This window comes from Streptomyces sp. NPDC056738, assembly GCF_042790435.1.
Taxonomy (GTDB): Bacteria; Actinomycetota; Actinomycetes; order Streptomycetales; family Streptomycetaceae; genus Streptomyces.
This window is the reverse complement of the sequence record NZ_JBHTZF010000010.1, coordinates 298359-323255: the sequence shown is the minus strand read 5'-3', so window position 1 is coordinate 323255 and position 24897 is coordinate 298359. Positions and strand designations below refer to the sequence as shown.

The window sequence follows — 24897 nt, the reverse complement described above, 5'->3', positions numbered from 1 at the left end:
ACCCGTCCCTGGGGGCTGCCGCCCCCGGACCCCCGCTTCGGCCTGAACGGCCTCGTCCTCAATCGCCGGACGGGCTGAGAATCAGCCCCTCCGGCGATTGAGGAGCGGGGGGCCGGGGGCAGCGCCCCCGTGACGGGACGGGTAGGGGCGGAGGGGGCGAGACACGCTTGTGCCCGGGGCAGGGGGTCGGCGGGGTCCCTCGGGGGTGAGAGGCGAGGCCCGGTTGCCGTAGCCGTTACGCTGGAGGCGTGGCAGTCGTCGATGTTTCCGAAGAGCTCAAGTCCCTCTCCTCGACCATGGAGTCGATCGAGGCCGTCCTGGACCTCGACAAGCTGAGGGCAGATGTCGCCGTGCTCGAGGAGCAGGCGGCCGCGCCGTCCCTGTGGGACGACCCGGACGAGGCGCAGAAGATCACCAGCAAGCTGAGCCACCTCCAGGCGGAGGTCAGGAAGGCCGAGGCGCTCCGCGGGCGCATCGACGATCTGAGCGTGCTCTTCGAGATGGCCGAGGAGGAGGACGACCCGGACACCCGCGCCGAGGCCGACGCCGAGCTCGTCGCCGTCAAGAAGGCGCTGGACGAGATGGAGGTCCGCACCCTCCTGTCCGGCGAGTACGACTCCCGTGAGGCCGTCGTCACCATCCGCGCCGAGGCCGGCGGCGTCGACGCCTCCGACTTCGCCGAGAAGCTCCAGCGCATGTACCTGCGCTGGGCCGAGCGCCACGGCTACAAGACGGAGCTGTACGAGACCTCGTACGCGGAAGAGGCGGGCATCAAGTCCACCACCTTCGCCGTCCACTCGCCGTACGCGTACGGCACGCTCTCCGTCGAGCAGGGCACGCACCGGCTGGTGCGCATCTCGCCGTTCGACAACCAGGGGCGCCGCCAGACTTCCTTCGCCGGTGTCGAGATCCTGCCGGTGGTCGAGCAGACCGACCACATCGAGATCGACGAGTCCGAGCTGCGGATCGACGTGTACCGCTCGTCCGGTCCCGGCGGCCAGGGCGTCAACACCACCGACTCCGCGGTGCGTCTGACCCACCTGCCCACCGGCATCGTGGTCTCCTGCCAGAACGAGCGGTCGCAGATCCAGAACAAGGCCTCGGCCATGAACGTCCTCCAGGCCAAGCTCCTCGAGCGGCGCCGGCAGGAGGAGCAGGCCGCGATGGACGCCCTCAAGGGCGACGGCGGCAACTCCTGGGGCAACCAGATGCGTTCGTACGTCCTGCACCCGTACCAGATGGTCAAGGACTTGCGCACGGAGTTCGAAGTCGGCAACCCCGAAGCCGTGTTCGGTGGCGAGATCGACGGCTTCCTCGAGGCCGGAATTCGCTGGCGCAAGCAGCAGGAGAAGTAAACACACGACGGAAGCGGTGCGGGCGGGCGTTCTCCGCCCCCGCTGAACCTCTTTGTCGACAAGGCAACTGCCGTCCACCGGGCGGCAGTTGCCTTTGTTTGTAGGGGCCGTATGGGTTTTCCGTCACAGTCACATGTCCCCAGGCCAGGCAAACGATGCCGTTCCGGACATCGCGTACGCAACGACCTTGACGCTGCTTTGAAAACTGGGAAGGGTGACGTGTGGCATGCGTATCACCGGGGCGCATGTGAACCGGGGGGTCGAACGAAATCCCCTGTGACGCCGTGGCTCCGGACGCTGCTCCATTGACGATCAGCTACTGGGGGTAGCAGGCAGATGACCAAGAAGACGCGGATCCGCGTGGCGCGGATAGCCGCCGGCGCGGTGATTGCCGCCGGTGCTTCACTCACCGCGGCGGGTGCCGCCTCGGCGCTCGACCTCAATGTCGGCCTCACGGCGACCACCGCCGACGACCCGACCCCGACGCCCACCGACACGGGCATCCCGACCACCACCGCCGAGCCGACTCCCACGGAGACCGAGCCCACGGAGCCGGCCCCCACGGAGACCGAGCCCACGGAGCCGGCGCCGACCGTGACGGAGCCGACCGAGGACCCGGACCCGACCGACCCGGCCGACCCGACCGACGAACCCACCTCGGGCGGCAGCACCACCGCCCCCTCCGACGGCAGCACGAGCGGCACCGGCACCGGCGGCAACGACGCCGACCCCAACGGTGGCTCCTCCGCCCAGGAGGAGGGCTCCTCGGCCCTCACCGACACCGGCTCCGACACCCAGGCCCAGGGCAAGGACGGCGCGCTGGCCGAGACCGGTGCCGGCCAGACCACGTTCCTGATCATCGGTGCCGCCACGATGATCGCCGGCGGTGTCGGCTTCCGCCTGCTGCCCCGCCTCGCGGGCGGCCGCGGCGGTGCCGCCGCCTGACGTTCCCCACGTACGACGAAGGGCCCGGAGCAGCTCGCTCCGGGCCCTGCCCGTGTTCCTGGGCGGCGACGGCCGTGCCGACCGTCCCCGCGGCGCTCACACCGTCTGGTGGGCCACCAGCGCCAGTGCCGCTATCAGGACCGCCAGAAGCGCGATCAGTGCCATGGGGTTGAGTCCCGCGAAGGGGCTCTCCTGCTGGAGTCGCTGCCGGTTCGCGCGGCAGACGGGGCAGCGGCCCTCGCTGACGGGTGCCGCGCAGTTAGCGCATACCAGTCGGTCGTACGTCATGCGCCGGCCCTCCTTGCGACGTCTCCGCGTACGCAGCACTCTCACGTACACATCGCTCTCTTAACGCTGCGGCGAACGCAACCGTTCCCCTACCACTGTGCCAGGTTCCGCGGCTTTCGGCGCGGCCCCCCGTTTTCCTGCCCCGCCCCGAGCTGCCCCAGCCCCTCGGATCGGGTGTGAATCGCGCCTCATATCCGTGACAAATCGTGCAAGCCGCGCGCAACCCCGTACGCCGACTGCGCTTGCACACCCGGTTCGCGTATGGTCACGCACACCTACCCCCGGCGACCCGTGGTGCACCCGTGATCCGATTCGACAATGTCTCCAAGGTCTACCCCAAGCAGACCCGCCCCGCTCTCAGGGATGTCTCCCTGGAGGTCGAGCGCGGAGAATTCGTGTTCCTCGTGGGGTCCTCCGGCTCCGGAAAGTCCACCTTCCTGCGGCTGATCCTCCGCGAGGAGCGGACCAGCCAAGGCCAGGTGCACGTCCTGGGCAAGGACCTCGCGCGCCTCTCGAACTGGAAGGTGCCGCAGATGCGCCGCCAGCTCGGGACGGTCTTCCAGGACTTCCGTCTCCTGCCCAACAAGACGGTCGCCGAGAACGTGGCCTTCGCCCAGGAGGTCATCGGCAAGTCCCGCGGCGAGATCCGCAAGTCCGTGCCCCAGGTGCTCGACCTCGTCGGCCTGGGCGGCAAGGAGGACCGGATGCCCGGCGAGCTGTCCGGTGGTGAGCAGCAGCGTGTGGCCATCGCGAGAGCCTTCGTGAACCGGCCCAAGCTCCTCATCGCCGACGAGCCGACCGGAAACCTCGACCCACAGACCTCGGTGGGCATCATGAAACTGCTCGACCGGATCAACCGGACGGGCACCACGGTCCTGATGGCCACGCACGACCAGAACATCGTGGACCAGATGCGCAAGCGCGTCATCGAGCTGGAGCAGGGCCGTCTCGTCCGCGACCAGGCGCGCGGCGTCTACGGCTACCAGCACTGATCATCGTCCACGGAAAGGTCTGAGGAAGACGCCATGCGCGCGCAGTTCGTTCTGTCGGAGATCGGTGTCGGTCTCCGCCGCAACCTGACCATGACCTTCGCGGTCGTCGTCTCGGTCGCCCTCTCGCTCGCCCTGTTCGGCGGCTCGCTCCTGATGAGCGACCAGGTGAACACCATGAAGGGCTACTGGTACGACAAGGTCAACGTCTCGATCTTCCTCTGCAACAAGAGTGACGCCGAGTCCGACCCGCACTGCGCCAGGGGCGCGGTGACCAGCGACCAGAAGAAGCAGATCGTCGCCGACCTGGACAAGATGTCCACGGTCGTGCAGAAGGTCACCTACGAGTCCTCGGACCAGGCGTACAAGCACTACAAGGAGCAGTTCGGCGACTCGCCGCTGGCCAGCTCCCTCACGCCGGACCAGATGCAGGAGTCGTACCGGATCAAGCTGAAGGACCCGGAGAAGTACCAGGTCATCGCGACCGCCTTCGACGGCCGTGACGGCGTGCAGTCGGTCCAGGACCAGAAGGGCATCCTGGACAACCTGTTCGGGCTGCTCAACGGCATGAACTGGGCCGCGCGCGCGGTGATGGCGATGATGCTCGTCGTCGCCCTGATGCTGATCGTCAACACGGTGCGTGTCTCGGCGTTCAGCCGGCGGCGCGAGACCGGCATCATGCGCCTCGTCGGCGCCTCCGGCTTCTACATCCAGGCGCCGTTCATCGCCGAGGCCGCGGTCGCCGGACTCATCGGCGGCGGTGTGGCCTGCGGATTCCTGCTGATCGCGCGGTACTTCATCATCGACCACGGTCTGGCGCTGTCCGAGAAGCTCAACTTGATCAACTTCATCGGCTGGGACGCCGTGTTGACCAAGCTCCCGCTCATCCTCGCGACGAGCCTGCTGATGCCCGCCCTGGCCGCTTTCTTCGCATTGCGCAAGTACCTGAAGGTGTGACGCATCCCAACAGGGCCGTACCGTCAACCGGCGGTGCGGCCCTTCGCGTTGTCCTAGACTCACCGGCATGTCAGGCCGTGACCTGTTCTGCGAGCCCCGCCGCATCCGCCGCGGGGCGGCCCTGACATTGGTGTTCGCGACCGTCCTCGTCGCCGGCGCGGCCACCGGATCGTTCTCCGACACCGCCCGGAAGACCGGGGACGGCACGCCCGGTTCGGCCTCGGCGCGCCGGCACGACGAGGTCACCCGGGCCGCCGCCCAGGCGATGGCCGACGGCAAGTCGCCCATGGAGGCCGCCGAACGGGCCGTGAGCCGCAGCGGAGACCGCTGGGGCGCCGTCTACTCCCAGGGCGAGTACGAGGAGTTCGAGGAAGCACTCGACGGCCAGTACACCGGCGTCGGCCTCTGGGCCCGCCGCGAGAGCGACGGACGCATCGAGGTCACCCGGGTCAGCGCAGGCTCGCCCGCGGCCGCCGCGGGCATCCGCAAGGGCGACCTCCTGCGCACCGTCGACGGCGAGCGGGTGGACGGCCGGCCCGTCACCGAGGTGGTCGCCTTACTGCGCGGCGACGCGGACGACGCGACCGCCGGCACGAAGGTCTCCCTCGGCCTGGAGCGCGGCACGCAGTCGTGGAGCAGGACCCTGCGCCGCGCCCGGCTCTCCACGGACTCCGTGACCGTCAGCAGCCTTCCCGGCCGGGTCACCCTGATCAAGGTCGACGCCTTCACCAAGGGCGTCGGCGACGCCGTACGCACCGCCGTCGGGCGGGCTCCCGGCCGGGCCGGGATCGTCCTCGACCTGCGCGGCAACTCCGGCGGCCTGGTCACCGAGGCCGTCACCACCGCCTCCGCCTTCCTGGACGGCGGCCTCGTCGCCACGTACGACGTGAACGGCGCCGAGCGCGCCCTGCACGCGGACCCGGGCGGCGACACCGCGAGACCCCTGGTCACGCTCGTGGACGGCGGCACGATGAGCGCGGCCGAGCTGCTCACCGGGGCGCTCCAGGACCGTGGACGCGCGGTCGTCGTGGGAACCCGCACCTTCGGCAAGGGCTCGGTCCAGATGCCGAGCAGGCTGCCCGACGGCTCCGTCGCCGAGCTGACCGTCGGCCACTACCGCACCCCCGCGGGCCGCTCCGTCGACGGCCGGGGCATCACCCCCGACCTGGAGGCGGACAAGCAGTCGCTGCAGCGGGCCGAGACCGTGCTGAGCGGTCTCGGGGACCTTCCCTGACCCGCTGACGGCGGCTCCGGTAATCGGCTTTCCCCCGAGCCCCCCTGTAGTGCGAAAATGGCCAGCACTATGAGCAAGGGAATGTACGTACCGAAGGAGTCCCAGCCCAAGCAGGGCGGGACTGCCGCCAAGTCCAGGGACGGCGAGAAGGGCGGCAAGCGCAAGATCGTCGCGCAGAACAAGAAGGCCCGCCACGACTACTCGATCATCGACACCTACGAGGCCGGGCTCGTCCTGACCGGTACCGAGGTCAAGTCGCTGCGCCAGGGCCGGAGCTCGCTGGCCGACGGGTTCGTCCAGATCGAGGGCGGCGAGGCCTGGCTGCACAACGCCCACATCCCGGAGTACAACCAGGGAAGCTGGACCAACCACTCCGCCCGCCGCAAGCGCAAGCTGCTGCTGCACCGCGAGGAGATCGAGAAGCTGTCCGTGAAGTCCGAGGAGACGGGTCACACGATCGTGCCGCTCGTCCTGTACTTCAAGGACGGCCGGGCGAAGGCGGAGATCGCGCTCGCACGCGGCAAGAAGGAGTACGACAAGCGGCAGACCCTGCGCGAGAAGCAGGACCGGCGCGAGTCCGACCGGGCCATCGCGGCGGCCAAGCGCAAGCAGCGCGGCGAGTAGGACGGGCGCCGACGCGGCCGGTGGGCCGGCCCGCGGGAATATGCTGGCACGCCCGTGCGCTGGTCACGTAGGATGGCAACGCACCCCATCGAGGGCGCGGGTTCCTCCCCGGAGGGGCCGAGCTTTGAAAAATCAACATGGGGATGATCGGTTTCGACAGCGGCTGTTGAAGCAGGGGAAGCGTGTCGAGGAAGCGGCAATGATCTCGTAAACCATATGTCGCAAAAAATAATCGCCAATTCCAAGAGCGATTCCCAGTCCTTCGCCCTCGCTGCCTAATAAGCAGTGAGTGAAGGACCCTTAATGGGTGTCAGCCCGGGAGTGTTCCCGACCCGGACCCTGGCATAATCTAGGGGACTAAACCATCGAGCCCGGTCACGGGGTTCGATGGGAAATCAAACAGTGGCTGAGCCCGTCGGCGACTTGTTCGCGTGATCGCCGGGGCTGAGAAAATCGCAGCGAACTGCACACGGAGAAGCCCTGATTTTGCACCGTTGGACGCGGGTTCGATTCCCGCCATCTCCACTCATCCCATGTTTTAATTGAATACGCACAATCGAATAGCGTGACGAAGGCCCCGCGGCTCAGGTAGCGGGGCCTTCGTCTTGCCCTCCCGGGAATGCGGCCCGCCCTCAGGGATGCAGCGCCCGGGGAGCCGTACTGGCCCGCTCCGTCATCGTGGGCGTGAGCAGGGTCGCCTCGGGACAGGACGTGCCGTTCAGCTTTCTCATCAGCAGGTCGACCGCCCGTCCGCCCACTTCGGCCGACGGAAGCGCGATGGAGGTGACCGGGACCCGCAGACTCCCGGCGAGCTCGTCCGGACAGATCGCGGTGACGGACAGATCCGCCGGAACCCGCAGACCGAGCTGCTCGAACGCGTCGATCAACGGTTCCAGGACCGGCTCGTTGTGGACGACGACACCGGTCAACGCGGGCTGCTCGCGCAGAAGTTGCTCGGCGACCCGGCGCGCGGCGGCCGGCGAGGCCTCACAGGGGTGCACGGACGAGGCCAGACCGTTCCGGTCGGCGGCGGCCGTGAACCCCTGCACCACCCGCTGCGCGAACGCCGTGCCCCGCACATACACCTCGGGCGGCGACCCGACCAGCGCGACGACCCGGTGCCCGAGCCCAGCGAGCCGCTCCACACACAGCTCACCGGCCGCCTTGAAGTCCAGGTCGATGCAGGTGAGCGCGTCCGGGGCGGCCGGGAAGCCGATGAGCACCGACGGCCGCTCCAGCGCCCGCAGCAACGGCAGCCGGGGATCGTGGAGCTGGACGTCCATCACGATCAGCGCGTCCACCAACGCGGTGTCCGCGACCCGGCGCAGCCCCTCCTCTCCCTCCTCCTGGGTGAGCAGCAGGACGTCGTGGTCGTGCAGCCGCGCCGCCGTCACCACCGACACCGCGAACTGCATCACCACCGGCACATGGATGCCCGCCCGCAGCGGCACGACCAGCGCCAGGACGTTCGACCGGCTGCTGGCCAGCGCCCTCGCCCCCGCGTGCGGGCGGTAGCCGAGCCGGCGGATGCTCTCCTCGACGCGCAGCCGGGTCTCCTCGGAGATCGGCCGCTTGCCGCTGAGGGCGTAGGAGACGGTGCTCGGGGACACCCCGGCGTGCCGCGCGACATCGGTGATCTTGACCATCACTCCGCCTCCAGGTCGAGGGACAGGAAGCCCGTCCCGGCGCGGGCCCGTACCTCGCGTCCGCCCGCGGCCAGCCCCCAGGGCGCGGACGGGTCGCTGCAGGCCGCGCGCAGGGTGTTCCCCTCGCGCACGACGGTGAAGGTCACCGGGCCGACCCGCACCGACACCTGGGCGCCGCGCTCCAGCCCGTACGCGCGCAGGGTGACCCCGTCGGCGTAGTCGTACTCGGGACCGTCCTCCACCGCGCCGACCGGGATCACCGCGCCCGGCCGCACCAGCAGCGGCACGCTCAGGAAGCCGTGCCGCTCGCGCACCCAGCGCGGTCCGGTCACCGGCGGCCCGCCCAGATAGGGGGTCCACGTGCCCTCGGGCACGTAGTACGAGACGTCCCCCTCGTCGCTGAAGACCGGCGCGACCAGGAGATCCGGGCCCAGCATGTACTGCCGCTCCAGATGCGCGCACCCCGGATCGTCCGGGAACTCCAGGACCATCGCCCGCATCATCGGCACCCCCTCCGCGTGGGCGGTGCGGGCGGCCTCGTACAGATACGGCATGAGGCGGAGCTTGAGCCGGGTGAACAGCCGCAGGACGTCCACGGCCTCCTCGTCGAACAGCCAGGGCACGCGGTACGAGGACGAGCCGTGCAGCCGGCTGTGCGAGGACAGCAGCCCGAAGGCGATCCACCGTTTGAACAGCGCGGGCGTCGGCGTGCCCTCGAAGCCGCCGATGTCGTGGCTCCAGAACCCGAACCCCGACATGCCGAGGCTGAGCCCGCCGCGCAGCGACTCCGCCATCGACGCGTACGTCGCCTCGCAGTCGCCGCCCCAGTGCACCGGGAACCGCTGGCTCCCCGCGGTCGCCGAGCGGGCGAAGACGACGGCCTCCTCCTCGCCCCGGTGTTTGCGGAGCACGTCGAACACGGTCTGGTTGTAGAGGTACGTGTAGTAGTTGTGCATCCGCTCCGGGTCGGCGCCGTCGGCGTACGCCACGTCCACCGGGACCCGCTCGCCGAAGTCGGTCTTGAAGCAGTCGACCCCCTGCTCCAGCAGCGCCTCCAGCTTCGCGGCGTACCAGTCCCGGGCCGCCGGGCTGGTGAAGTCGACCAGGGCCATCCCCGGCTGCCACAGATCCCACTGCCACACGCTGCCGTCGGGGCGCCTCAGCAGATGCCCGAGCGCCCGCCCCTCCGCGAACAGCGGTGAGCGCTGCGCGATGTACGGGTTGATCCAGACGCAGATCCTGAGCCCCTTGTCCTTCAGCCGCGTCAGCATGCCCTCCGGATCGGGGAACACCCGCGGGTCCCACCGGAAGTCGCACCAGTTGAACTCGCGCATCCAGAAGCAGTCGAAGTGGAAGACGGACAGCGGGAGTTCACGGTCCCGCATGCCGTCGATGAAGGACGTGACGGTGTCCTCGTCGTAGGAGGTCGTGAAGGACGTCGACAGCCACAGGCCGAACGACCACGCCGGCGGCAGGGCCGGACGCCCGGTGAGCTCCGTGTACTTGCGCAGGATGTCCTTCGGGGTGGGGCCGTGGATGACGTAGTACGTCAACTCCTGCGTCTCGGCGCTGAACTGGACCCGGGAGACCGCCTCCGAGCCGACCTCGAAGGACACCCGGCCCGGATGGTCGACGAAGACGCCGTAGCCCGCGTCCGTCAGATAGAACGGCACGTTCTTGTAGGCCTGCTCGGTGGCGGTGCCGCCGTCCGCGTTCCACATGTCCACGACCTGGCCGTTCTTGACCAGCGGCCCGAACCGCTCGCCGAGGCCGAAGACCTGGGTGCCGACACCGAGGTCGAGCTGTTCGCGCAGGTAGTGGGCCCCGTCCGCGTCCCGCATGATGCCCATGCCCTTGGGGCCGCTGCTGGTCAGGGTCCGGCCGTGCGCGAGGAAGTCGATGTGCCAGGGGGTGGTGCGGGCGACCCGGACGGACAGGGCGCCCGAGGTCAGGGTGGCGTGGTCGTCGTCGTACTCGGTGTGCGGGGTGAACCCGGTTCCGCGCAGCTCGAACCGGGGGCCCCGGGGCTCCTCGCCCTGGAAGTGGGTGAACGTGACGCCGATGACGTCGGGCATCGGCGCGTGGGCGCTGATCGTCACGACCGGTCCCTTCAGCAGGTCGCCGCGGTGCCGGATGGGCTGCGTCGGCGCGTGGATCTCCAGGCCGCCGGGGCCCGAGGTCACGTCGAGGACCTCGACCGGGTGGGCCGCGGTGACGCCGTCGCGCAGCAGCCAGTAGCCGTCCGTGAACTTCACTGTCGTACCCCTTACTTCACTGCGCCGACGGCGATGCCGCGGGTGAGGGTCCGCTGGAAGACGAGGAAGAAGACGAGGGCGGGCAGCACGCCGAGCAGGGCGGCCGCGTTCGTCATCGTGGCGTCCATCAGACGCTGTCCCTGGAGGACGCCGAGGGCCACCGACACGGTCTGGTTGTCGTTGGAGATCAGCATGACCAGCGGCAGCAGGAACTCGTTCCACGTCCAGATGAAGAAGAAGACGAGGAGCACGCCGATCGTGGGGCGGCTCACCGGGACGACGATCCGCCACAGGACCTGCCACTGGTTCGCCCCGTCGATCCGCGCGGCCTCGATGATCTCGCGCGGGAACCGCCCGAGGACGGCGGAGAGGAGATAGGTGCCGAAGGCCGTCTGGAGCACCGTGAACACGATGATCACGCTGAGCCTGGTGTCGTAGAGACCGGCCTGCTTGCTCAGGTAATAGAGCGGATAGACCAGCGCCTCCTGCGGCAGCGTGTTGGCGAGGACGAAGAAGGCGAGCACCCAGGCGCGGCCCCTGATCCGGCCGATGCCGATCGCGTACGCGTTCAGCACGGACAGCACCGCGGCCCCGATCGCCACCGAGCCGGAGATCAGCACCGAGTTGAGGAGCTTCCGCCCGAAGTCGACCCGCTGCCAGAAGTCCTCCAGACCGTCGAGGTAGAGACCGTGCGGCAGGCTCAGAGGGCCGTGCGCGGAGTACTCGGCGGGCGACTTGACCGCGTTGAGGGCGACCACGGCGAACGGCAGCACCATGAACAGCGCGCCGATCACGAGAGCCACGAGCACGGGGGAGCGGCGGAGCGCGCTCATACGCGGACCCCTTCCTCGGCGTCCTCGGCGCGGGTCTGGAACCTCAGCCCGATCAGCGCGAGCGCCAGGACGATCACGGTCAGGACGGTGGAGATCGCGGCGCCGTAGCCGACCTGGGTCTTCTCGAAGAAGGTGGCGAAGGAGAAGTACGACGGCACGTCCGTGGCGCCGCCCGGACCGCCCTTCGTCAGGACGTAGACCGCCCCGAACACCTTCAGCGCGGCGATCGTGCACCACAGCAGGACGACCGAGATCTCCGGGCGGATCTGCGGCAGCGTGATGTGCCAGAACCGCCGCCACCAGCCGGCGCCGTCCAGCTCGGCCGCCTCGTGCAGCCCCGGGTCGACGCGTTGCAGTCCCGCCATGAAGACCACCAGCGGGAAGCCGAGCTGCACCCAGACCATCACCCCCATCACGCTGTACAGCGCGAGGTCCGGGTCGCCGAGCCAGTCCTGCTGCCAGGAGCCGAGACCGACGGCGTCGAGGAGCGCGTTGAGCGAGCCGTCGTCGGGGGCGAGGATCCAGCTCCAGACGATGCCCGCGACCGCGATCGGCAGCACCTGGGGCAGGTAGTAGCAGGCCCGCAGCACGGCCACGATCCTGCTGCCGAAGTGCTTGCCGACGTAGTCGAACAGGGCGGCGGCCAGGACGAGTCCGACGGCCGTCGGCACGAGGGCCATCGCCAGCACCATGAACAGGCTGTGCCGGAACGACGCCCAGAACTCGCTGTCGTCCATCAGGGCGCGGTAGTTGGCGAGCCCGGTCCACGAAGGGGTCCCGACCCCCTGCCAGTCGGTGAAGCCGATCCAGGTGTTCATCAGGAACGGCACGACGACCACGGCCGTGAAGGCGAGCACGCCGGGCAGCAGGAACAGCGCGTACGAGGTGTGCGGGCGGCTCGGGTGACCGGCCCGGGCCTTCAGGCCGGTCACCCGCCCGCCGCGTTCGGCGGTCGCCGTCATCGCTGCGGTACGCCCTTGTCGTACGCCTTCTGGAGGTTGTCCAGGTAGGCGTCGGGCTTCTCGCTGCCCGTGATCAGCTTCTGCGTCTCGGAGACGAGGGTGTCGTAGAAGCCCGCCACCGGCCAGTCCGGGTAGAAGGCGAGCCCGTCGCGCCCCGACAGGGTGTTGTAGTCGGCTATCAGGGTCTTGGTCCTGGGATCGGTGATCGCGGAGGCGTCCGCGGCCACCGGGACGCCGCCCTTGTTGCCCAGCATGTTCTGGATCTTCTTCGACATGGTGATGTCGATGAAGTCGTAGGCCAGTTCCTTGTTCTTCGCGCCCTTGGGGACCACCCACAGGTTGCCGCCGGAGCCCAGGGTGAGGTTCGAGCCCGGGAACAGGCCGGAGTCCCAGTCGAACTTCGCCTCCGCCTCGAAGCGGCCGTACCACCAGCTTCCGGAGAAGAGGATCGGCGACTTGCCCTGGATCCAGGACACGCCGGCGTCCTCGGCCTTCGTGCCGCTGGACTTCTCGGAGATGTACCCCTTCTTCACCCAGTCGGCGAAGGTGTCCGCCGCGTAGCTCCAGGCGGTGTCGTGGAAGTCGGTCCTGCCCTTGTACAGCTCGTAGGTGTCGACCCAGGAGCGGTCGGCTTTGGAGAGGGCGAGCTGGTAGAGGTACTGCTGGGCGACGTACTCGGCGCCCGCGTTGGCGAGCGGGGTGACGCCCTTCGCCACGAACGTGTCCATCGCGGAGACCAGTTCGTCGTACGAGGTCGGCTCCGCGATCCCGTACTTTTTGAAGAGGTCCTTGTTGTAGAAGACCATCGTGTACTCGGCGTAGTTGGGCACGCCGTACCACTTGCCGGAGCCCATGACGCCGTTCGCGTCGTACTGGCTCGTGGTCCTCACGCCGGCGCTGAGCTTCTTGTCCCAGCCGCGCTTGGCCGCCTCGGCCGTGAGGTCGGTCAGCAGCCCCTGCTTGGAGAGCAGGCCCGCGGTCGCGTTGCCCTTGTTGTACTCCATGAGGTCGGGGGCGTCGTTCGAGTTGAGGACCATGGGCGCGGTCTTCTGGATCTGCTCGAAACCCTTCTCCTCGAACTTCACCTTCACGCCGGGGTGTTGCGCTTCGAATTCCTTGATGGCCTCGTTCCAGGCCGCGCCCATCGCGCTGTCGGGCCCTTCGTAGTGCCACAGTCTGAGTGTCTTGCCGTCCGAGGAGCCACTGTCCGAGCCGCCGCATGCCGTCGCCAGCAGGGCACCTGTCAAGGTCACCGCCACCGCCGCCGCCACTCGCCGCCGTGTCGTCGACATCCACTGCCTCCAGAGGAGTTGGATGAGTATCGGGCTGCCATGCACCGTCGTCGAATCGTTTCGATGCATGACGTCGAAGCGCTTCGACGGGGGAAGGTAGGTGGCGGCCGTGGGCACGTCAATGGGCTGAACCGGAATTGGGGCAGGGGTTCGACGGGTCGGACGGCGGGGCCCGGACTGTGGGGTGTCGGAGCGGTGCTCCGGTCTACGGGGTGTGAGCGGGGGCGGGTTCGGGGTTCGGGCGGCGCCCCGTGTCTACGAAGGGTGGAGCGGGGCGGGTTCGGGGCGGTGCTGCCGGGGCTGTGGGGTGTGGGCCGGGGTGGATTCGGGGCTGGTCTTCCGGGTGCGGGCGGCGCTCGTCCGTGCGGCCAGGGTGGCGATCACCAGCGCGGTCGTCGCCGCCGCGACCGGGACCGTGAATCCCGCGGCCGGCGACCACTGCTCCACCATCCATCCGCCCGCCGCCGAGCCGCCGGCTATCCCGCCCAGCAGGCCGGTCACCGCGAGCGTCATCCCCTCGTTCAGCCGCCCCTCGGGCGTGCGCCGCTGGACCAGGGTCATGCCGGTGACCATGGTCGGAGCGGTCGCCATGCCCGCCACGAGCAGCGCGCCCGCGAGAACCGGAAGCGAGCCGGTGAGCCGGACGGCCAGGAGCGGCAGCGTCAGCAGAACGGCCATGGCCCCGACACACACGGCGTACCGCCGAGCGGCGAGTGCGTCGGCGTCGAGCCGGGCACTGTGCCCGGAGGCCGACGGCGTCCCCCGCAGCAGCACGCCGAACAGCAGGCCCGCCACGCACGACCCCGCCGCCTGGAGGCCGAGCACCACACCCGCGGCGGAGCTGTGTCCCCGCTCGTCCGCGAACGCGATCGTGGCCACCTCCATCGCGCCGAACACCGCGCCGGTGGCGAGGAAGGAGAGCAGCAGCGCGGGCATGCCGGGGGCGAGCGCGGGCGACCCGGACGCCGTGGCCGGCCGGAGCGGAGGCTGCGTCGAACGCTGCGCGGTGAACAGCAGGACGCCCGTCATCAGCAGCGCGCCCCCCACGAGCATGCCCGCCTCCGGGGCGACGGCCCCGCACAGGAAGGCCGCGAGCACCGGGCCCAGCATGAAGCACAGCTCGTCCACGGCCTGCTCGAAGGAGTTCGCGGTGTGCAGCGCCGCCGCGTCGCCCTTCAGGAGGTGGGCCCAGCGGGCGCGGGACATCCCGCCCGTGTTCGGGGTCGTGGCGGTGGCGGCGTACGCGGCGAAGAGGGTCCAGTCGGGGGCGCCGAAGCGCACGCAGGCCACCAGCCCCGTCCCGCCGAGCAGCGCGAAGGCCGTGGCGGGCACGGCCACCCGGGCCTGCCCGTGCCGGTCGACCAGCCGCGCGATCCAGGGAGCGACCACGGCCGTCGTCGCGAGACCGGTCGCCGTGACGGCGCCGGCGAGCGCGTACGAGCCCCGTGCCCCGGCGATCATGATGACCGCGCTCACGCTGGACATGCCCATGGGCAGCCGGGCGACGAGGTTCCCGAGGGTGAAGGCGCGGGTGCCGGGCAGCGCGAACAGACGGCGGTACGGGGTGAGCGGTGACATGCACGAACCCTCGCCCGGCGTCGCGAGGGCGGTCCAACACTTACTCCGTAGCGATTCACGCACTTGGGTTGTAGGTTCGCGTGATGCCTGGTCAACGCCCCTTTCCCGGTCACCTGGACCTCCGTCTGCTGCGCGCCTTCCTCACCGTCGCCGAGGAGCTGCACTTCACCCGTGCCGCCGCCCGCCTGTACGTGGCCCAGCAGTCCCTGAGCCGTGACATCCGCCGGCTGGAACGGGAGCTCGGGGCGGAGCTGTTCGTGCGGACCACCCGGCAGGTGACACCGACGCTGGAGGCCCAGCGGCTGCTGCCGTACGCGCGCCGCGTGCTGGAGGCGCACGACGCGCTGCTGGACGCCTTCGCACGGCCCGGCGGTGAGGAACGGCCGCTGCTCGTGGACGTGAACACACCCGGCCTGGTCTCCAGCCGCATCCTCGACCGGGCCCGCGACCTCGCCCCGGGCAGCGAGCTGATGGCCCGTTACGAGACCGGGCTCACCGGCGCCGCGGCGGATCTGCTCGCCGGCCGTCTGGACGTGTCGTTCGGCCGCTTCGCGGGACTCGACCCCGCCGTGCGGGCCCGGCTGGAGCACCGGGTGGTGCGCTACGAGCCGATGGCCGTCGTCCTGCCCGAGGACCATCACCTCGCCGCCCTGGACGCGGTACCGCTCGCCGCGCTCGCGGGCGAGACCGTGTACGCGGGGGCGGGGAACCCCCGGACGCTGGAGTGGACCGACCTGGCACATCACCTGTTCGAGGGACGAGGCATCAGACTCGCGTCACCCGCACCGGTGGCCGTCGGGCCGGAGGAATTCGGACGGGTCATGGCCAAGTGGCGGAATCCGGTGCTCGCCGTGGTGGAGTTTCCGGCCATGCCCGGTTCGGTGTCGAGGCCCCTGGTCGATCCCGTACCGCTGTCACCGGTGTCACTCGTGTGGCGCAAGGGACTGGTTCACCCGGGGATCGATGCGCTCGTACGAGCCGCAGGCGAACTCGCGAGCGAAGAAAGTTGGCTACTGAGTCCCCAGGGAGGGTGGATTCCGGCCACCGACGCCCTCATTTCCTGAGAGATGCATGAGACGTAACCGTACGAGTCCCGCCCTGCGCTACATTCCTGCCTCCGGGCGCATTGTGATATTGGGGGCGCTTTTGGGTCGGGTGGGGGCTCGGTCCGGACGACAAGGACGGCATCTGCCCGGAGTCGTCGCGCACCCCGTGAGCAGTCCCATGGGGGGATGTACGTGCGCGTTGAGAACTGGCGGAAAGACGCCCAACCGGCCGACCGGGACATCGATCGGCGTGACGGGCGTCGTGTGGATCCGTCACCTGTGCGGGAGGCCGCGGGGCCGACCGCCCGGCCGCGAGTCGGCAGAACCCTTTCGTGGCCGGATATGGGGGTTGGCATCATTCCCGAGCGTGGGGAACGCGCCGAGCGAGCGGCCGGCGGACGTCCCGAGCGAATCCCGGAACCGGGGACCGAACTGCTCGTCGGTCGCGTGCCGCAGGCCGAACTGCTCGGCGGTGGTGGGCCGGAGGCCGAACTGCTCGTCGGCGGTGGGCCGGAGGCCGACCTGTCGATCGGCCGCCGGTCCGGGCCGGGAGCGGCGTCCGAGCGGGATCCGGAGGCGTGGTCCGCCGTAGGAGCCACGGCCGCGGCGGAACCGTCGACCCCGGCCCGTACCACCCAGGTACGGCCCTTCTTCACCGACGGACCCACCTTCGACGACGGCCCGGTGGCCGGGCTGCTTCCCGACGCCGCGGACGCACCGGACTTCGGCTTCCTGCCGTCCGCTTCCCGGGAGAACTCCGCCGACCCGGCGGACGGTCACGACCCGCACGAGGTCACCATCCAGCTCGACAGCGCGAGCCGTGAGACGGGCGCCGAGCCCGGCCGTACGGCGGGCGACCGGCCGGGCGCCCCGGGCAAGGACGTCCCGGGAAGCGCGGAGGCCTCTGACGGCCCCGTCTTCGTCGACGCCTCCGGCCGCCGCAGCCGCCGCTTCCGCCGCCTCGGCATGCTCGTCGCCGTGGCCTGCGCGGTCTACGCCGTCGTGATCGTCGCCACGCTCCTCTCGGGCAACTCGAACGCTCCCTGGCTCCCGGTCCCCGGCCAGGAGGAGGACACACCCGCGGGCAAGGTCGAGACCTCACCCCTGCCCACGCAGTCGGTGAACCCCGGCCGGGGCGCCGCCACCGCGCCCGGCGCGCGGGCCACGGCCTCCGACGGCACGACCCCCTCACCCGGTTCGAGCGCCTCACCCTCCGCCTCGGCCTCCGCCTCCGCGACGGGCGCGTCCGGCGACCCGAAGCCCAGCACGTCGGCGAGCAAGAAGCCGAACCCCGGCGTCACTCCCAAGGACCCGGACCCCGAGCCCAGACCGTCCGTCTCGGCGGACGGCCAGCCCACGGCCTCCGCCCCGGAGACCACCCCCGCCGGCACGCCCGCCCCCACGGAGACCACCGGCACCACGGGCTCCACCGGAGCGGGGGCCGGAACCCCATGAGCGGCCTTCGCCGACGCGCACCCGCCGGACCCACCACACTGCGCCAGGACCGCGACGCCCCGCGCCGCCGTCTTCCCATGCGCTTCCTGCTGCCCCTGGTCCTCCTGCTCGCGATGATGGCGATGCTGATGCTGCGCGGCTACGTGCACAGCGAGATCCTCGCGGACCACCGCGTCCGGCCCGAGGCGGCCACGGACAAGGTGCCGCAGAAGATCCTCGACGGCGGCCCGGTCATCGACACCCGCAGCGGCCGCACCACCAGCCTCAGCGTCCCGGACCACCGTCTCGTCCTCACCTTCGACGACGGCCCGGACCCGACCTGGACCCCCAAGGTCCTGGACGTCCTCAAGGCGCACCACGCCCACGCGGTCTTCTTCGTCACCGGCACCATGGCCTCGCGCTACCCGGGCCTCGTCGAACGGATGGTGAAGGAGGGCCACGAGGTCGGCCTGCACACCTTCAACCACCCCGACCTGTCGTACCAGTCCAAGAGCCGTATCGACTGGGAGCTGTCGCAGAACCAACTGGCCCTGGAGGGCGCGGCGGGCATCCGCAGCTCCCTGTTCCGTCCCCCGTACTCCTCGTTCGCCGACGCGATGGACGACAGGTCCTGGCCCGTGACGCAGTACGTCGGAACCCGCGGCTACATCACCGTCGTCAACAACACCGACAGCGAGGACTGGCAGAAGCCCGGCGTCGACGAGATCATCCGCCGCGCCACGCCCAAGGGCGGCAAGGGCGCCATCGTCCTGATGCACGACTCGGGCGGCGACCGCCACCAGACCGTGCAGGCCCTGGCCCAGTTCCTGCCCCGCCTCCAGGCCGAGGGCTACGAGTTCCAGAACCTCACCGAAGCACTGGACGCGCCGAGCGCGAACATCCCGGTCACCGGCGTCGACCTCTGGAAGGGCAGGGCCTGGATCTTCCTGGTGCAGGCCTCGGAGAAGACCACCGACGTCCTGGTCGTCGGGATCGCGATCATCGGCGTACTGGTCTTCACCCGCTTCGGGATGATGCTCCTGCTCTCCGCGCTGCACGCCCGCCGGGTCCGCCGCAAGGACTTCCGCTGGGGCGCGGCGCCGGTCACCGAACCGGTGACGGTGCTGGTCCCGGCGTACAACGAGGCCAAGTGCATCGAGAACACCGTCAACTCCCTCATGGCGAGCGAGCATCCCATCGAGATCATCGTGATCGACGACGGGTCGAGCGACGGCACCGCCCGCATCGTCGAGGACATGCGGCTGCCGAACGTACGCGTCGTGCGCCAGGTCAACGCCGGCAAGCCCGCGGCCCTCAACCGGGGCCTGGCGAACGCCAGTCACGCCATCGTCGTGATGATGGACGGCGACACGGTCTTCGAACCGGCGACCGTCCGCGAACTCGTCCAGCCCTTCGCCGACCGCAGGGTCGGCGCGGTCGCGGGCAACGCCAAGGTCGGCAACCGGCAGTCCCTCATCGGCGCCTGGCAGCACATCGAGTACGTGATGGGCTTCAACCTCGACCGCCGCATGTACGACCTGCTGCGCTGCATGCCGACCATCCCCGGCGCCGTCGGAGCCTTCCGCCGCACCGCGCTCGAACGCGTCGGCGGCATGAGCGACGACACGCTCGCGGAGGACACCGACATCACGATGGCCCTCCACCGTGACGGCTGGCGGGTCGTCTACGCGGAGGACGCGCGCGCCTGGACCGAGGCCCCCGAGTCCGTCCAGCAACTGTGGTCCCAGCGCTACCGCTGGTGCTACGGCACCATGCAGGCGATCTGGAAGCACCGCCGCGCCCTGATCGAACGGGGCCCCTCGGGCCGCTTCGGCCGGATCGGCCTGCCCCTGGTCTCCCTGTTCATGGTCCTGGCCCCGCTCCTCGCGCCGCTGATCGACGTCTTCCTCCTGTACGGGGTCGTCTTCGGCCCGACCCAGAGGACGATCGTCGCCTGGCTCGGCGTCCTCACCATCCAGGCGGTGTGCGCGGCGTACGCGTTCCGGCTGGACAAGGAACGCATGACCCATCTGATCTCGCTGCCCCTGCAGCAGATCCTCTACCGGCAGTTGATGTACGTCGTCCTGCTGCAGTCCTGGATCACCGCCCTCACCGGCGGCCGGCTGCGCTGGCAGAAGCTGCGCCGCACCGGCGTCGTGGGCGCGGCACCGGGATCGGTCCCGGGATCGGTTCCGGGATCCGTTCCGGGATCCGTTCCGGGATCCGTTCCGGGAACGGAACCGATCCCGCCGCAGCCGGCGTCGCACGGCGGGAACGAACGGAGGCCGGTCGGATGACCACGCACGAGTACCCGGTGGGGGCGACTCCGCCGCTGGGCACCCCGAAACCGGCGGTCCCGCAGCCGCGTACGCACCCGGGGGCGCCGCCCGCGGACGAGTGGCTGCGCCGGCAGCAGGAGACGCAGACGTGGGCGGGTGCGGAGCCGGGCTCGGGCGCCGGCCTGGGTACGGGCTTGGGCGCCGGCCCGGGTACGGGCTTGGGCGCCGGCCCGGGCGCGGGCTTGGGCGCCGGCCCGGGCGCGGGCTTGGGTACGGAACCCGGTGCGAACCTGGGTGCGGAACCGGGCGCGAAACCGGCCGCGCGCCGCCCCGGCCGCGATCGCTACCTGGACCTGCTCCGGTCCATGGCCCTGGTCCGTGTGGTCGTGTACCACCTGTTCGGCTGGGCCTGGCTGACGATCCTCTTCCCCTCCATGGGCGTGATGTTCGCGCTCGCGGGCTCCCTCATGGCGCGCTCGTTGAGCCGGCCGCCGCTCAGCGTGATCCGGGGACGCCTCAGGCGTCTGCTGCCTCCGCTCTGGGCGTTCGGCGCCGTGGTGCTGGCCATGATGTTCCTGGGCGGCTGGAACCCGGCGAAGGACCCCGACCTCGGTGGCGGCTGGCACGTGGTAGAGCTGCTCGACTACGTCGTCCCGATCGGCGCCCCTCCGTTCCCCTGGCACCTGGGCTCCCGGTCGGGACTGTTCGAGGACACCTGGGCGGTCGAGGCCGCGGGTGTGCTCTGGTACCTGCGCGCGTATCTGTGGTTCGTGGTCGCGTCCCCGTTCCTGCTGTGGGCGTTCCGTCGCGCGCCGTGGATGACCGCGCTGGCGCCCCTCGCCCTGACGGCCGTGCTCGGCACCGGGCTGGTCACCATCCCCGGTGAGACCGGCAACGCCGTCACCGACTTCACCGTCTACGGAGGCTGCTGGATCCTGGGCTTCGCCCACCACGAGGGGATGCTCGTCAAGGTCCCGCGCTACATCGCCATCTCGTGCTCGGCCCTGATGATGGGCTTCGCCCTGTGGTGGGCCTCGGGTCATCTGGGCCCCGACGGCTGGGACCTGAACGACATCCCGCTGGCCGACGCGCTGTGGTCCTTCGGATTCGTGGTGATCCTGCTCCAGTACAGCCCGTCCTGGAAGGAGTTGCCGGGCCGCCTCGCCCGGTGGGACAAGCTGGTGACGCTGTCCAACAACCGCGCGGTCACGATCTACCTGTGGCACAACACGCTCATCATGGCCACGGTCCCGATCCTCGACCAGCTCTACAACCTCCCGTTCATGGACAACGACGGGGCGACGGCGGCCCTCGACTCCACGTACACCCTGTGGATGTTCGTCCTGGTGTGGCCGCTGATAGGCCTGACCATCCTGGCCTTCGGCTGGATCGAGGACATCGCCGCCCAGCGGAGCCCGCGGCTCTGGCCGAACGGGGCCAAGAGCCGCGGGGGTCGCGGGGGAGGCGGGCGTTCGTCGACCCGGGGTCACCGGGCGAAGGCCTGACGGCCGCCGAGGGTTCCCGTGAGCCGTGAGCCGTGAGCCGTGAGCCGTGAGCCGTGAGCCGTGAGCCGGTGCCTGACTGTCCCGGCTCACGGGCACCCTCGTCCCTTTTCGTCCCGTGATGTCACTCAATCGAAGGTTCTGGGTGGCCGTTTGGTCACGCTATGAACCTCTATATCCACCTGCTCGGCACCCTTCGTCCTGGTGCCGTGGGCAGGGGCCCCGCTAGCGTGACGTGCCGCCGCCCCTCCCGCACCCCACGCCGCCAGGAGCACCTGTGACCCCCCACGCCCGCCTGCTCTCCACAGCCGCAGCCGCACTGTTTCTGTTGACGGCTTGCGGTGGGGGTGGGGAGGAGCGGGGGATCGCGGGGGCCGGGAGTACGTATTCGGCTTCGCCGACGGCGAGCGCGCCGGCCTCCGGGCGACGGCCCACGATCACGTTCCCTTCCGACGCGCGCAACGTGTTCGAGGGCCAGAAGAGCGGGGATGCCAGGAAGGACGCGGTGCTGGCGGACAACGCCCAGCGCATCAACTCCATCGACGACGCCATCTTCCAGGGAACGGTGCACACCGAGGCTCTCGGCTTCTACAGCTCGGAAGGCGCCCTGGGCAGCGCGCGGTTGTTCATCAAGGGCTATCTGGACGACGATCGTTCGTGGACGGGGACCACCCGCTACTTCGACCGCCAGGTCACCTTCCAGTCCGATGGCAGTGCCGCTGTCGTCTATTGCTCGGACGAGAGCAAGTCCTTCCTCAAGAACCGGAAGACGAACAAGCCCGAGAACGTGCCGACCTCGGCGGACAGTTACGTGTTGTACAACACCAGGCTGGTCGAAAATCAGGACGGTGTCTGGCAGACCACCAAGGTCATCTCGAAGCGCGGCGCTGCCCAGTGTCAGCCGTGATGCGTTCCACCGGTTCCGTGACGCTCACGGCGCTCCTCTGCCTTGGCACGCTCGGCTCCCAGGCCGCGAACGCCGGTGGCCGTGGCGGCGAGGGCCACGAGAACACCACGCCGAAGGCGAGCGGGAGTGCCACGGGCGACGGCACCCTGTACGCCACCGCGGGTGTTGTCGTGTTCGACCGTTCGAGGAACGGGGGCGGGGAATCCGCCGGTCCGGTGACCTCGGCGTCGGGTGGGTGGGCGCCGCCCGCCTGCTACTACGCCCCGAAATACACCCCGGCCCAGATGCAGACGTACAAGGAGTCGATCTGGGCCGTCGAATCGACGGGGTACCAGTGGGACGCGGAGCAGCGCGACACCTACGTGAACGGGCACCCGTACAAGGACTTCAACAAGGACAGGACCGGCAAGGGCTACTGGTGGGACGCGTACGTCACGCCGGGCCACGAGGGCGACCCGGCCGCCTCCACGTGCACCAAGGACACCTTCTGGGTCGACAAGGGCGCGCCCCCGCCGGCGGACGTTCCGGAGGCGATCACGCCGGAGATGCTGGCGCAGCTCGCGTACGTGGAGGTGCGGGTGCCCTCGACGAGGGTGGACCTGGCTCCGGCGGGGACGACGAAGGTGAATCTCCCGACGTGGGCGTGGTTGGACACGGCGAGCTTCAAGCCGGTGTCGGTGACCGCGTCGGTGCCGCTGCTGAACGTGAGCGCGACGACGACGGCGGAGCCGGTTTCGCTGAGGATCGAGCCCGGGACAGCGGACGCGCAGACGTATCCGGCGTCGGGCGTCTGTGAGATCGCGGGCGGCCGCATCGGCGAGGCGTACACGAGGGGCAGGGCCGGGGAGACGCCCCCGTGCGGGCTGCGGTACCTGCGTTCCTCCGGCGCCGGCTCCTACCGGCTGCAAGCCGTCCTCACCTGGCGGATCCACTGGACGGGCACCGGCATAGCCGAGCCGCGGAACCTGCCGGACGGCACCTTCGGGGCCGGTCAGGACGTCGTCGTGCAGGAGATCCAGTCCATCAACCGCTGAGTCCGGCTCCACGGACTCCCTGAGACCCGGAAAGAGCAGAGGGCGTGGCGGAGCGGTTGGCTGTCGACGGCGACGAGCTGTCGCACTTCATGAGGATGCTCGGCAAGTCGACGGAGTCGTTGCGGGGCCTGCGCAGGGCGTTGCGGGACGCCACGGTCTCCGGCCTGGGGACGGACGATCTCGACGGCGCCTGCGAGGAGTTCCAGGACAACTGGAAGTACGGAGCCGACCAGATCGGTGAGCAGACCGAGGACCTGGCCAAGATCATCGGGAAGAGCCGGGACAGTTACCGCGAGGTGGACAGGGCCTTGGAGCAGGCTCTGCGGAAGGCCGGGCACGGCGGGGGTGGCGGTACGAGGTGACGTACGCGCACGAGGACACGAGGCCGGTGCCCGACCCGCATGCCCCCGACCCCGCCTCCCGCTATCCGCATCTCGGGTTCGATCCGGTGCCGGGCCGTACGGAGACCGTGAGCGGCCTCCGCAAGAAGCTCACGGGGTGCGCGAAGGTGCTCGAGGAGACGCACGGACTCGTCACCAGGCTGATGGACGGCAGCTACTGGAAGGGCGACGCGGCCGTCGCCTTCCGAGAGCAGTTGGACGGCGGACCGCTTCCCCTGAACCTGAAGAACGCGGCGCACTCCATCCGGAAGGCGGCCGGACAACTCGGCCGCTGGGAAGGCGAACTCGACGACTTCCAGCGGCGGGCGAAGCGACTCGAAGACGAGGCGAAGGACGCCCGGGCCGCCCTGGACCGGGCGAAGGGCCACGCCACTAAAGCGGGTGACAGCCCCGACCTGGAAGGGGCGGGCGCCGCGCACGACGAGGCGCACAAGGCCCTGACCAGGGCGAAATCGGCGGTGGCCGACGCCGAGGACGCGCTGACCGCGATTCGCGGAAAGGCGCGCGAACTCGCCGGGGAACACGAGCACCGGGCCCGGCTGCGCGCCGGAAAGATCCGCGACGCCACGAAGAAGCTGACCCCTCATGAGCCGGGTTGGTTCGACTCGGCCCTCGACTGGGTCCTGGAAAACCTGCCGGACATCCTGAGCACGCTGGGGGCTGTGATCGGTTTGGTCGCGTTGTTCGTGGTTTCGGGTGGGACGTTGGCCGCGGTGCTGCTGCTGGCTGCGTCGGCTTTGAGTGCGACGTCGTTGTCACTCCGGATCACCCAGGAACCGGCCGTCTGGGCCTCACTCAAGGACGGGTTCACCAAAGGTGAGATCGACACGGATTTCTGGAGCAACTTCGTCACCGTCGGCGGCGATGTCCTGGGTGCGCTGCCTGGCGTAGGAGCGGCTGGGAAAGGTGCGGTAGTCGCGATGAGGGCCACCGGTGAGGCGGGGGAGGTCCTCACAGTCGGCCAGCGTATGGGTCGTTTCGGCGTCGAAACGATGGAGCATGCAAAGGCCATCTCCGACCTGGACAACTCGTTGCTCGGTTTCACGATCAGAGGAGCCAGAGCAGCCCAAGTAACCAGAGCTGTCGAAGTCACGTCCGCTTCTGTCGGTGTCGGCACTGCCGGATTCGGCCTGGCCATGACTGCCGTGGACACGGACGACGACGGAATCAAAGACGGCTCAGTGGCAGGTATCGACGGGGTTCGACTGGGTCTCGACAGCGGCGCCCTCTTCGACATCGCTCGTCACGTCTTCTAGTCCTGAGCAGGAGGCTCTCGCCCTATGCATCCGACCAAGTACCCGACCGCTTGGGATCATCCGCCGACCCGACGAGCCTG

At 69.8% G+C, this 24897-nt stretch carries 21 protein-coding genes and 1 other RNA gene; 15 read left to right on the top strand and 7 right to left on the bottom strand.

Annotation, left to right across the window (positions count from 1 at the left end):
* Positions 1-248 precede the first annotated feature (248 nt).
* Together prfB and ACFRIC_RS26640 are read left to right on the top strand one after the other, a co-directional pair.
* A complete protein-coding gene (prfB, locus tag ACFRIC_RS26645; RefSeq protein WP_382790322.1) occupies positions 249-1355 on the top strand; it encodes a peptide chain release factor 2 in 1107 nt (368 codons plus the stop codon).
* Positions 1356-1691: 336 nt separating this feature from the next.
* Positions 1692-2300 carry a hypothetical protein gene (locus tag ACFRIC_RS26640; RefSeq protein ID WP_382790319.1) on the top strand — a complete coding sequence of 203 codons (609 nt, stop codon included), beginning with the start codon at positions 1692-1694 and terminating at the stop codon, positions 2298-2300.
* 96 nt (positions 2301-2396) lie between these two features.
* Here ACFRIC_RS26640 and ACFRIC_RS26635 read toward each other — a convergent pair whose 3' ends face one another.
* On the bottom strand, positions 2397-2588 hold the full coding sequence (locus tag ACFRIC_RS26635) for a hypothetical protein (protein WP_037619292.1): 192 nt from the start codon (positions 2586-2588) through the stop codon (positions 2397-2399).
* A 302-nt stretch (positions 2589-2890) separates the two neighbouring features.
* Here ACFRIC_RS26635 and ftsE point away from each other — a divergent pair, with 302 nt between their 5' ends.
* From ftsE to ssrA, 5 genes are all read left to right on the top strand, one after another.
* Complete coding sequence (gene ftsE, locus ACFRIC_RS26630) at positions 2891-3580, top strand: cell division ATP-binding protein FtsE (RefSeq protein WP_328555238.1); 690 nt, start codon at positions 2891-2893, stop codon at positions 3578-3580.
* A gap of 33 nt (positions 3581-3613) precedes the next feature.
* Positions 3614-4534: a permease-like cell division protein FtsX gene (gene ftsX / locus ACFRIC_RS26625; RefSeq protein ID WP_355766939.1), complete on the top strand. Its 921-nt coding sequence runs from the start codon at positions 3614-3616 to the stop codon at positions 4532-4534.
* A gap of 67 nt (positions 4535-4601) precedes the next feature.
* Positions 4602-5768: a S41 family peptidase gene (locus ACFRIC_RS26620; RefSeq protein WP_382790315.1), complete on the top strand. Its 1167-nt coding sequence runs from the start codon at positions 4602-4604 to the stop codon at positions 5766-5768.
* Positions 5769-5849: 81 nt separating this feature from the next.
* On the top strand, positions 5850-6392 hold the full coding sequence (gene smpB / locus ACFRIC_RS26615) for an SsrA-binding protein SmpB (protein ID WP_382790475.1): 543 nt from the start codon (positions 5850-5852) through the stop codon (positions 6390-6392).
* Positions 6393-6531: 139 nt separating this feature from the next.
* Positions 6532-6920, top strand: a transfer-messenger RNA (tmRNA) gene (gene ssrA, locus ACFRIC_RS26610).
* Positions 6921-7024: 104 nt separating this feature from the next.
* On the opposite strand, the gene ACFRIC_RS26605 is transcribed toward ssrA, so the two are convergent.
* The 6 genes from ACFRIC_RS26605 to ACFRIC_RS26580 all read right to left on the bottom strand — a co-directional run bounded on the left by ACFRIC_RS26605 (position 7025) and on the right by ACFRIC_RS26580 (position 14958).
* Positions 7025-8038 (bottom strand): LacI family DNA-binding transcriptional regulator, encoded by a 1014-nt coding sequence (locus ACFRIC_RS26605; protein WP_382790312.1) that lies wholly within the window; start codon positions 8036-8038, stop codon positions 7025-7027.
* Positions 8038-10293, bottom strand: coding sequence for an alpha-xylosidase (yicI, locus tag ACFRIC_RS26600; protein ID WP_382790309.1), 2256 nt, complete (start codon positions 10291-10293; stop codon positions 8038-8040). Before yicI ends, ACFRIC_RS26605 begins: the two co-directional genes overlap by 1 nt.
* Before the next feature lie 11 nt (positions 10294-10304).
* Positions 10305-11126 carry a carbohydrate ABC transporter permease gene (locus ACFRIC_RS26595; RefSeq protein ID WP_382790306.1) on the bottom strand — a complete coding sequence of 274 codons (822 nt, stop codon included), beginning with the start codon at positions 11124-11126 and terminating at the stop codon, positions 10305-10307.
* Positions 11123-12088: a carbohydrate ABC transporter permease gene (locus ACFRIC_RS26590; RefSeq protein WP_382790303.1), complete on the bottom strand. Its 966-nt coding sequence runs from the start codon at positions 12086-12088 to the stop codon at positions 11123-11125. The genes ACFRIC_RS26595 and ACFRIC_RS26590 overlap by 4 nt, the downstream gene beginning before the upstream one ends.
* On the bottom strand, positions 12085-13380 hold the full coding sequence (locus ACFRIC_RS26585) for an ABC transporter substrate-binding protein (RefSeq protein ID WP_382790300.1): 1296 nt from the start codon (positions 13378-13380) through the stop codon (positions 12085-12087). Before ACFRIC_RS26585 ends, ACFRIC_RS26590 begins: the two co-directional genes overlap by 4 nt.
* Positions 13381-13635: 255 nt before the next feature.
* On the bottom strand, positions 13636-14958 hold the full coding sequence (locus ACFRIC_RS26580) for an MFS transporter (protein ID WP_382790297.1): 1323 nt from the start codon (positions 14956-14958) through the stop codon (positions 13636-13638).
* Between the two features lie 83 nt (positions 14959-15041).
* On the opposite strand from ACFRIC_RS26580, the gene ACFRIC_RS26575 reads away from it, so the two are divergent.
* The 8 genes from ACFRIC_RS26575 to ACFRIC_RS26540 all read left to right on the top strand — a co-directional run bounded on the left by ACFRIC_RS26575 (position 15042) and on the right by ACFRIC_RS26540 (position 24817).
* Positions 15042-16022, top strand: a complete 981-nt coding sequence (locus tag ACFRIC_RS26575; protein WP_382790294.1) for a LysR family transcriptional regulator — start codon at positions 15042-15044, stop codon at positions 16020-16022.
* 324 nt (positions 16023-16346) lie between these two features.
* On the top strand, positions 16347-17459 hold the full coding sequence (locus ACFRIC_RS26570) for a hypothetical protein (protein WP_382790291.1): 1113 nt from the start codon (positions 16347-16349) through the stop codon (positions 17457-17459).
* The gene (locus ACFRIC_RS26565; protein ID WP_382790288.1) at positions 17456-19735 is read left to right on the top strand and encodes a glycosyltransferase; all 2280 of its coding nucleotides are present in this window, start codon (positions 17456-17458) and stop codon (positions 19733-19735) included. Before ACFRIC_RS26570 ends, ACFRIC_RS26565 begins: the two co-directional genes overlap by 4 nt.
* Positions 19732-21222 carry an acyltransferase gene (locus tag ACFRIC_RS26560; protein ID WP_382790285.1) on the top strand — a complete coding sequence of 497 codons (1491 nt, stop codon included), beginning with the start codon at positions 19732-19734 and terminating at the stop codon, positions 21220-21222. The genes ACFRIC_RS26565 and ACFRIC_RS26560 overlap by 4 nt, the downstream gene beginning before the upstream one ends.
* A 274-nt stretch (positions 21223-21496) precedes the next feature.
* Positions 21497-22126: a hypothetical protein gene (locus ACFRIC_RS26555; protein WP_382790282.1), complete on the top strand. Its 630-nt coding sequence runs from the start codon at positions 21497-21499 to the stop codon at positions 22124-22126.
* On the top strand, positions 22114-23160 hold the full coding sequence (locus tag ACFRIC_RS26550; protein WP_382790280.1) for a hypothetical protein: 1047 nt from the start codon (positions 22114-22116) through the stop codon (positions 23158-23160). The genes ACFRIC_RS26555 and ACFRIC_RS26550 overlap by 13 nt, the downstream gene beginning before the upstream one ends.
* Before the next feature lie 44 nt (positions 23161-23204).
* Positions 23205-23522 (top strand): hypothetical protein, encoded by a 318-nt coding sequence (locus tag ACFRIC_RS26545; protein ID WP_382790278.1) that lies wholly within the window; start codon positions 23205-23207, stop codon positions 23520-23522.
* The gene (locus ACFRIC_RS26540; protein ID WP_382790275.1) at positions 23519-24817 is read left to right on the top strand and encodes a hypothetical protein; all 1299 of its coding nucleotides are present in this window, start codon (positions 23519-23521) and stop codon (positions 24815-24817) included. The genes ACFRIC_RS26545 and ACFRIC_RS26540 overlap by 4 nt, the downstream gene beginning before the upstream one ends.
* The last annotated feature ends 80 nt before the right edge of the window (positions 24818-24897 follow it).

Excerpts from the sequence above, each read along its gene's own strand:
- ACFRIC_RS26640 (WP_382790319.1), top strand. The coding sequence starts at position 1,692 with ATGACCAAGAAGACGCGGATCCGCGTGGCGCGGATAGCCGCCGGCGCG.
- ACFRIC_RS26635 (WP_037619292.1), bottom strand. The coding sequence starts at position 2,588 with ATGACGTACGACCGACTGGTATGCGCTAACTGCGCGGCACCCGTCAGC.
- ftsX (WP_355766939.1), top strand. The coding sequence starts at position 3,614 with ATGCGCGCGCAGTTCGTTCTGTCGGAGATCGGTGTCGGTCTCCGCCGC.
- ACFRIC_RS26620 (WP_382790315.1), top strand. The coding sequence starts at position 4,602 with ATGTCAGGCCGTGACCTGTTCTGCGAGCCCCGCCGCATCCGCCGCGGG.
- smpB (WP_382790475.1), top strand. The coding sequence starts at position 5,850 with ATGTACGTACCGAAGGAGTCCCAGCCCAAGCAGGGCGGGACTGCCGCC.
- ACFRIC_RS26605 (WP_382790312.1), bottom strand. The coding sequence starts at position 8,038 with ATGGTCAAGATCACCGATGTCGCGCGGCACGCCGGGGTGTCCCCGAGC.
- ACFRIC_RS26595 (WP_382790306.1), bottom strand. The coding sequence starts at position 11,126 with ATGAGCGCGCTCCGCCGCTCCCCCGTGCTCGTGGCTCTCGTGATCGGC.
- ACFRIC_RS26590 (WP_382790303.1), bottom strand. The coding sequence starts at position 12,088 with ATGACGGCGACCGCCGAACGCGGCGGGCGGGTGACCGGCCTGAAGGCC.
- ACFRIC_RS26585 (WP_382790300.1), bottom strand. The coding sequence starts at position 13,380 with ATGTCGACGACACGGCGGCGAGTGGCGGCGGCGGTGGCGGTGACCTTG.
- ACFRIC_RS26580 (WP_382790297.1), bottom strand. The coding sequence starts at position 14,958 with ATGTCACCGCTCACCCCGTACCGCCGTCTGTTCGCGCTGCCCGGCACC.
- ACFRIC_RS26575 (WP_382790294.1), top strand. The coding sequence starts at position 15,042 with ATGCCTGGTCAACGCCCCTTTCCCGGTCACCTGGACCTCCGTCTGCTG.
- ACFRIC_RS26570 (WP_382790291.1), top strand. The coding sequence starts at position 16,347 with ATGGGGGTTGGCATCATTCCCGAGCGTGGGGAACGCGCCGAGCGAGCG.
- ACFRIC_RS26565 (WP_382790288.1), top strand. The coding sequence starts at position 17,456 with ATGAGCGGCCTTCGCCGACGCGCACCCGCCGGACCCACCACACTGCGC.
- ACFRIC_RS26560 (WP_382790285.1), top strand. The coding sequence starts at position 19,732 with ATGACCACGCACGAGTACCCGGTGGGGGCGACTCCGCCGCTGGGCACC.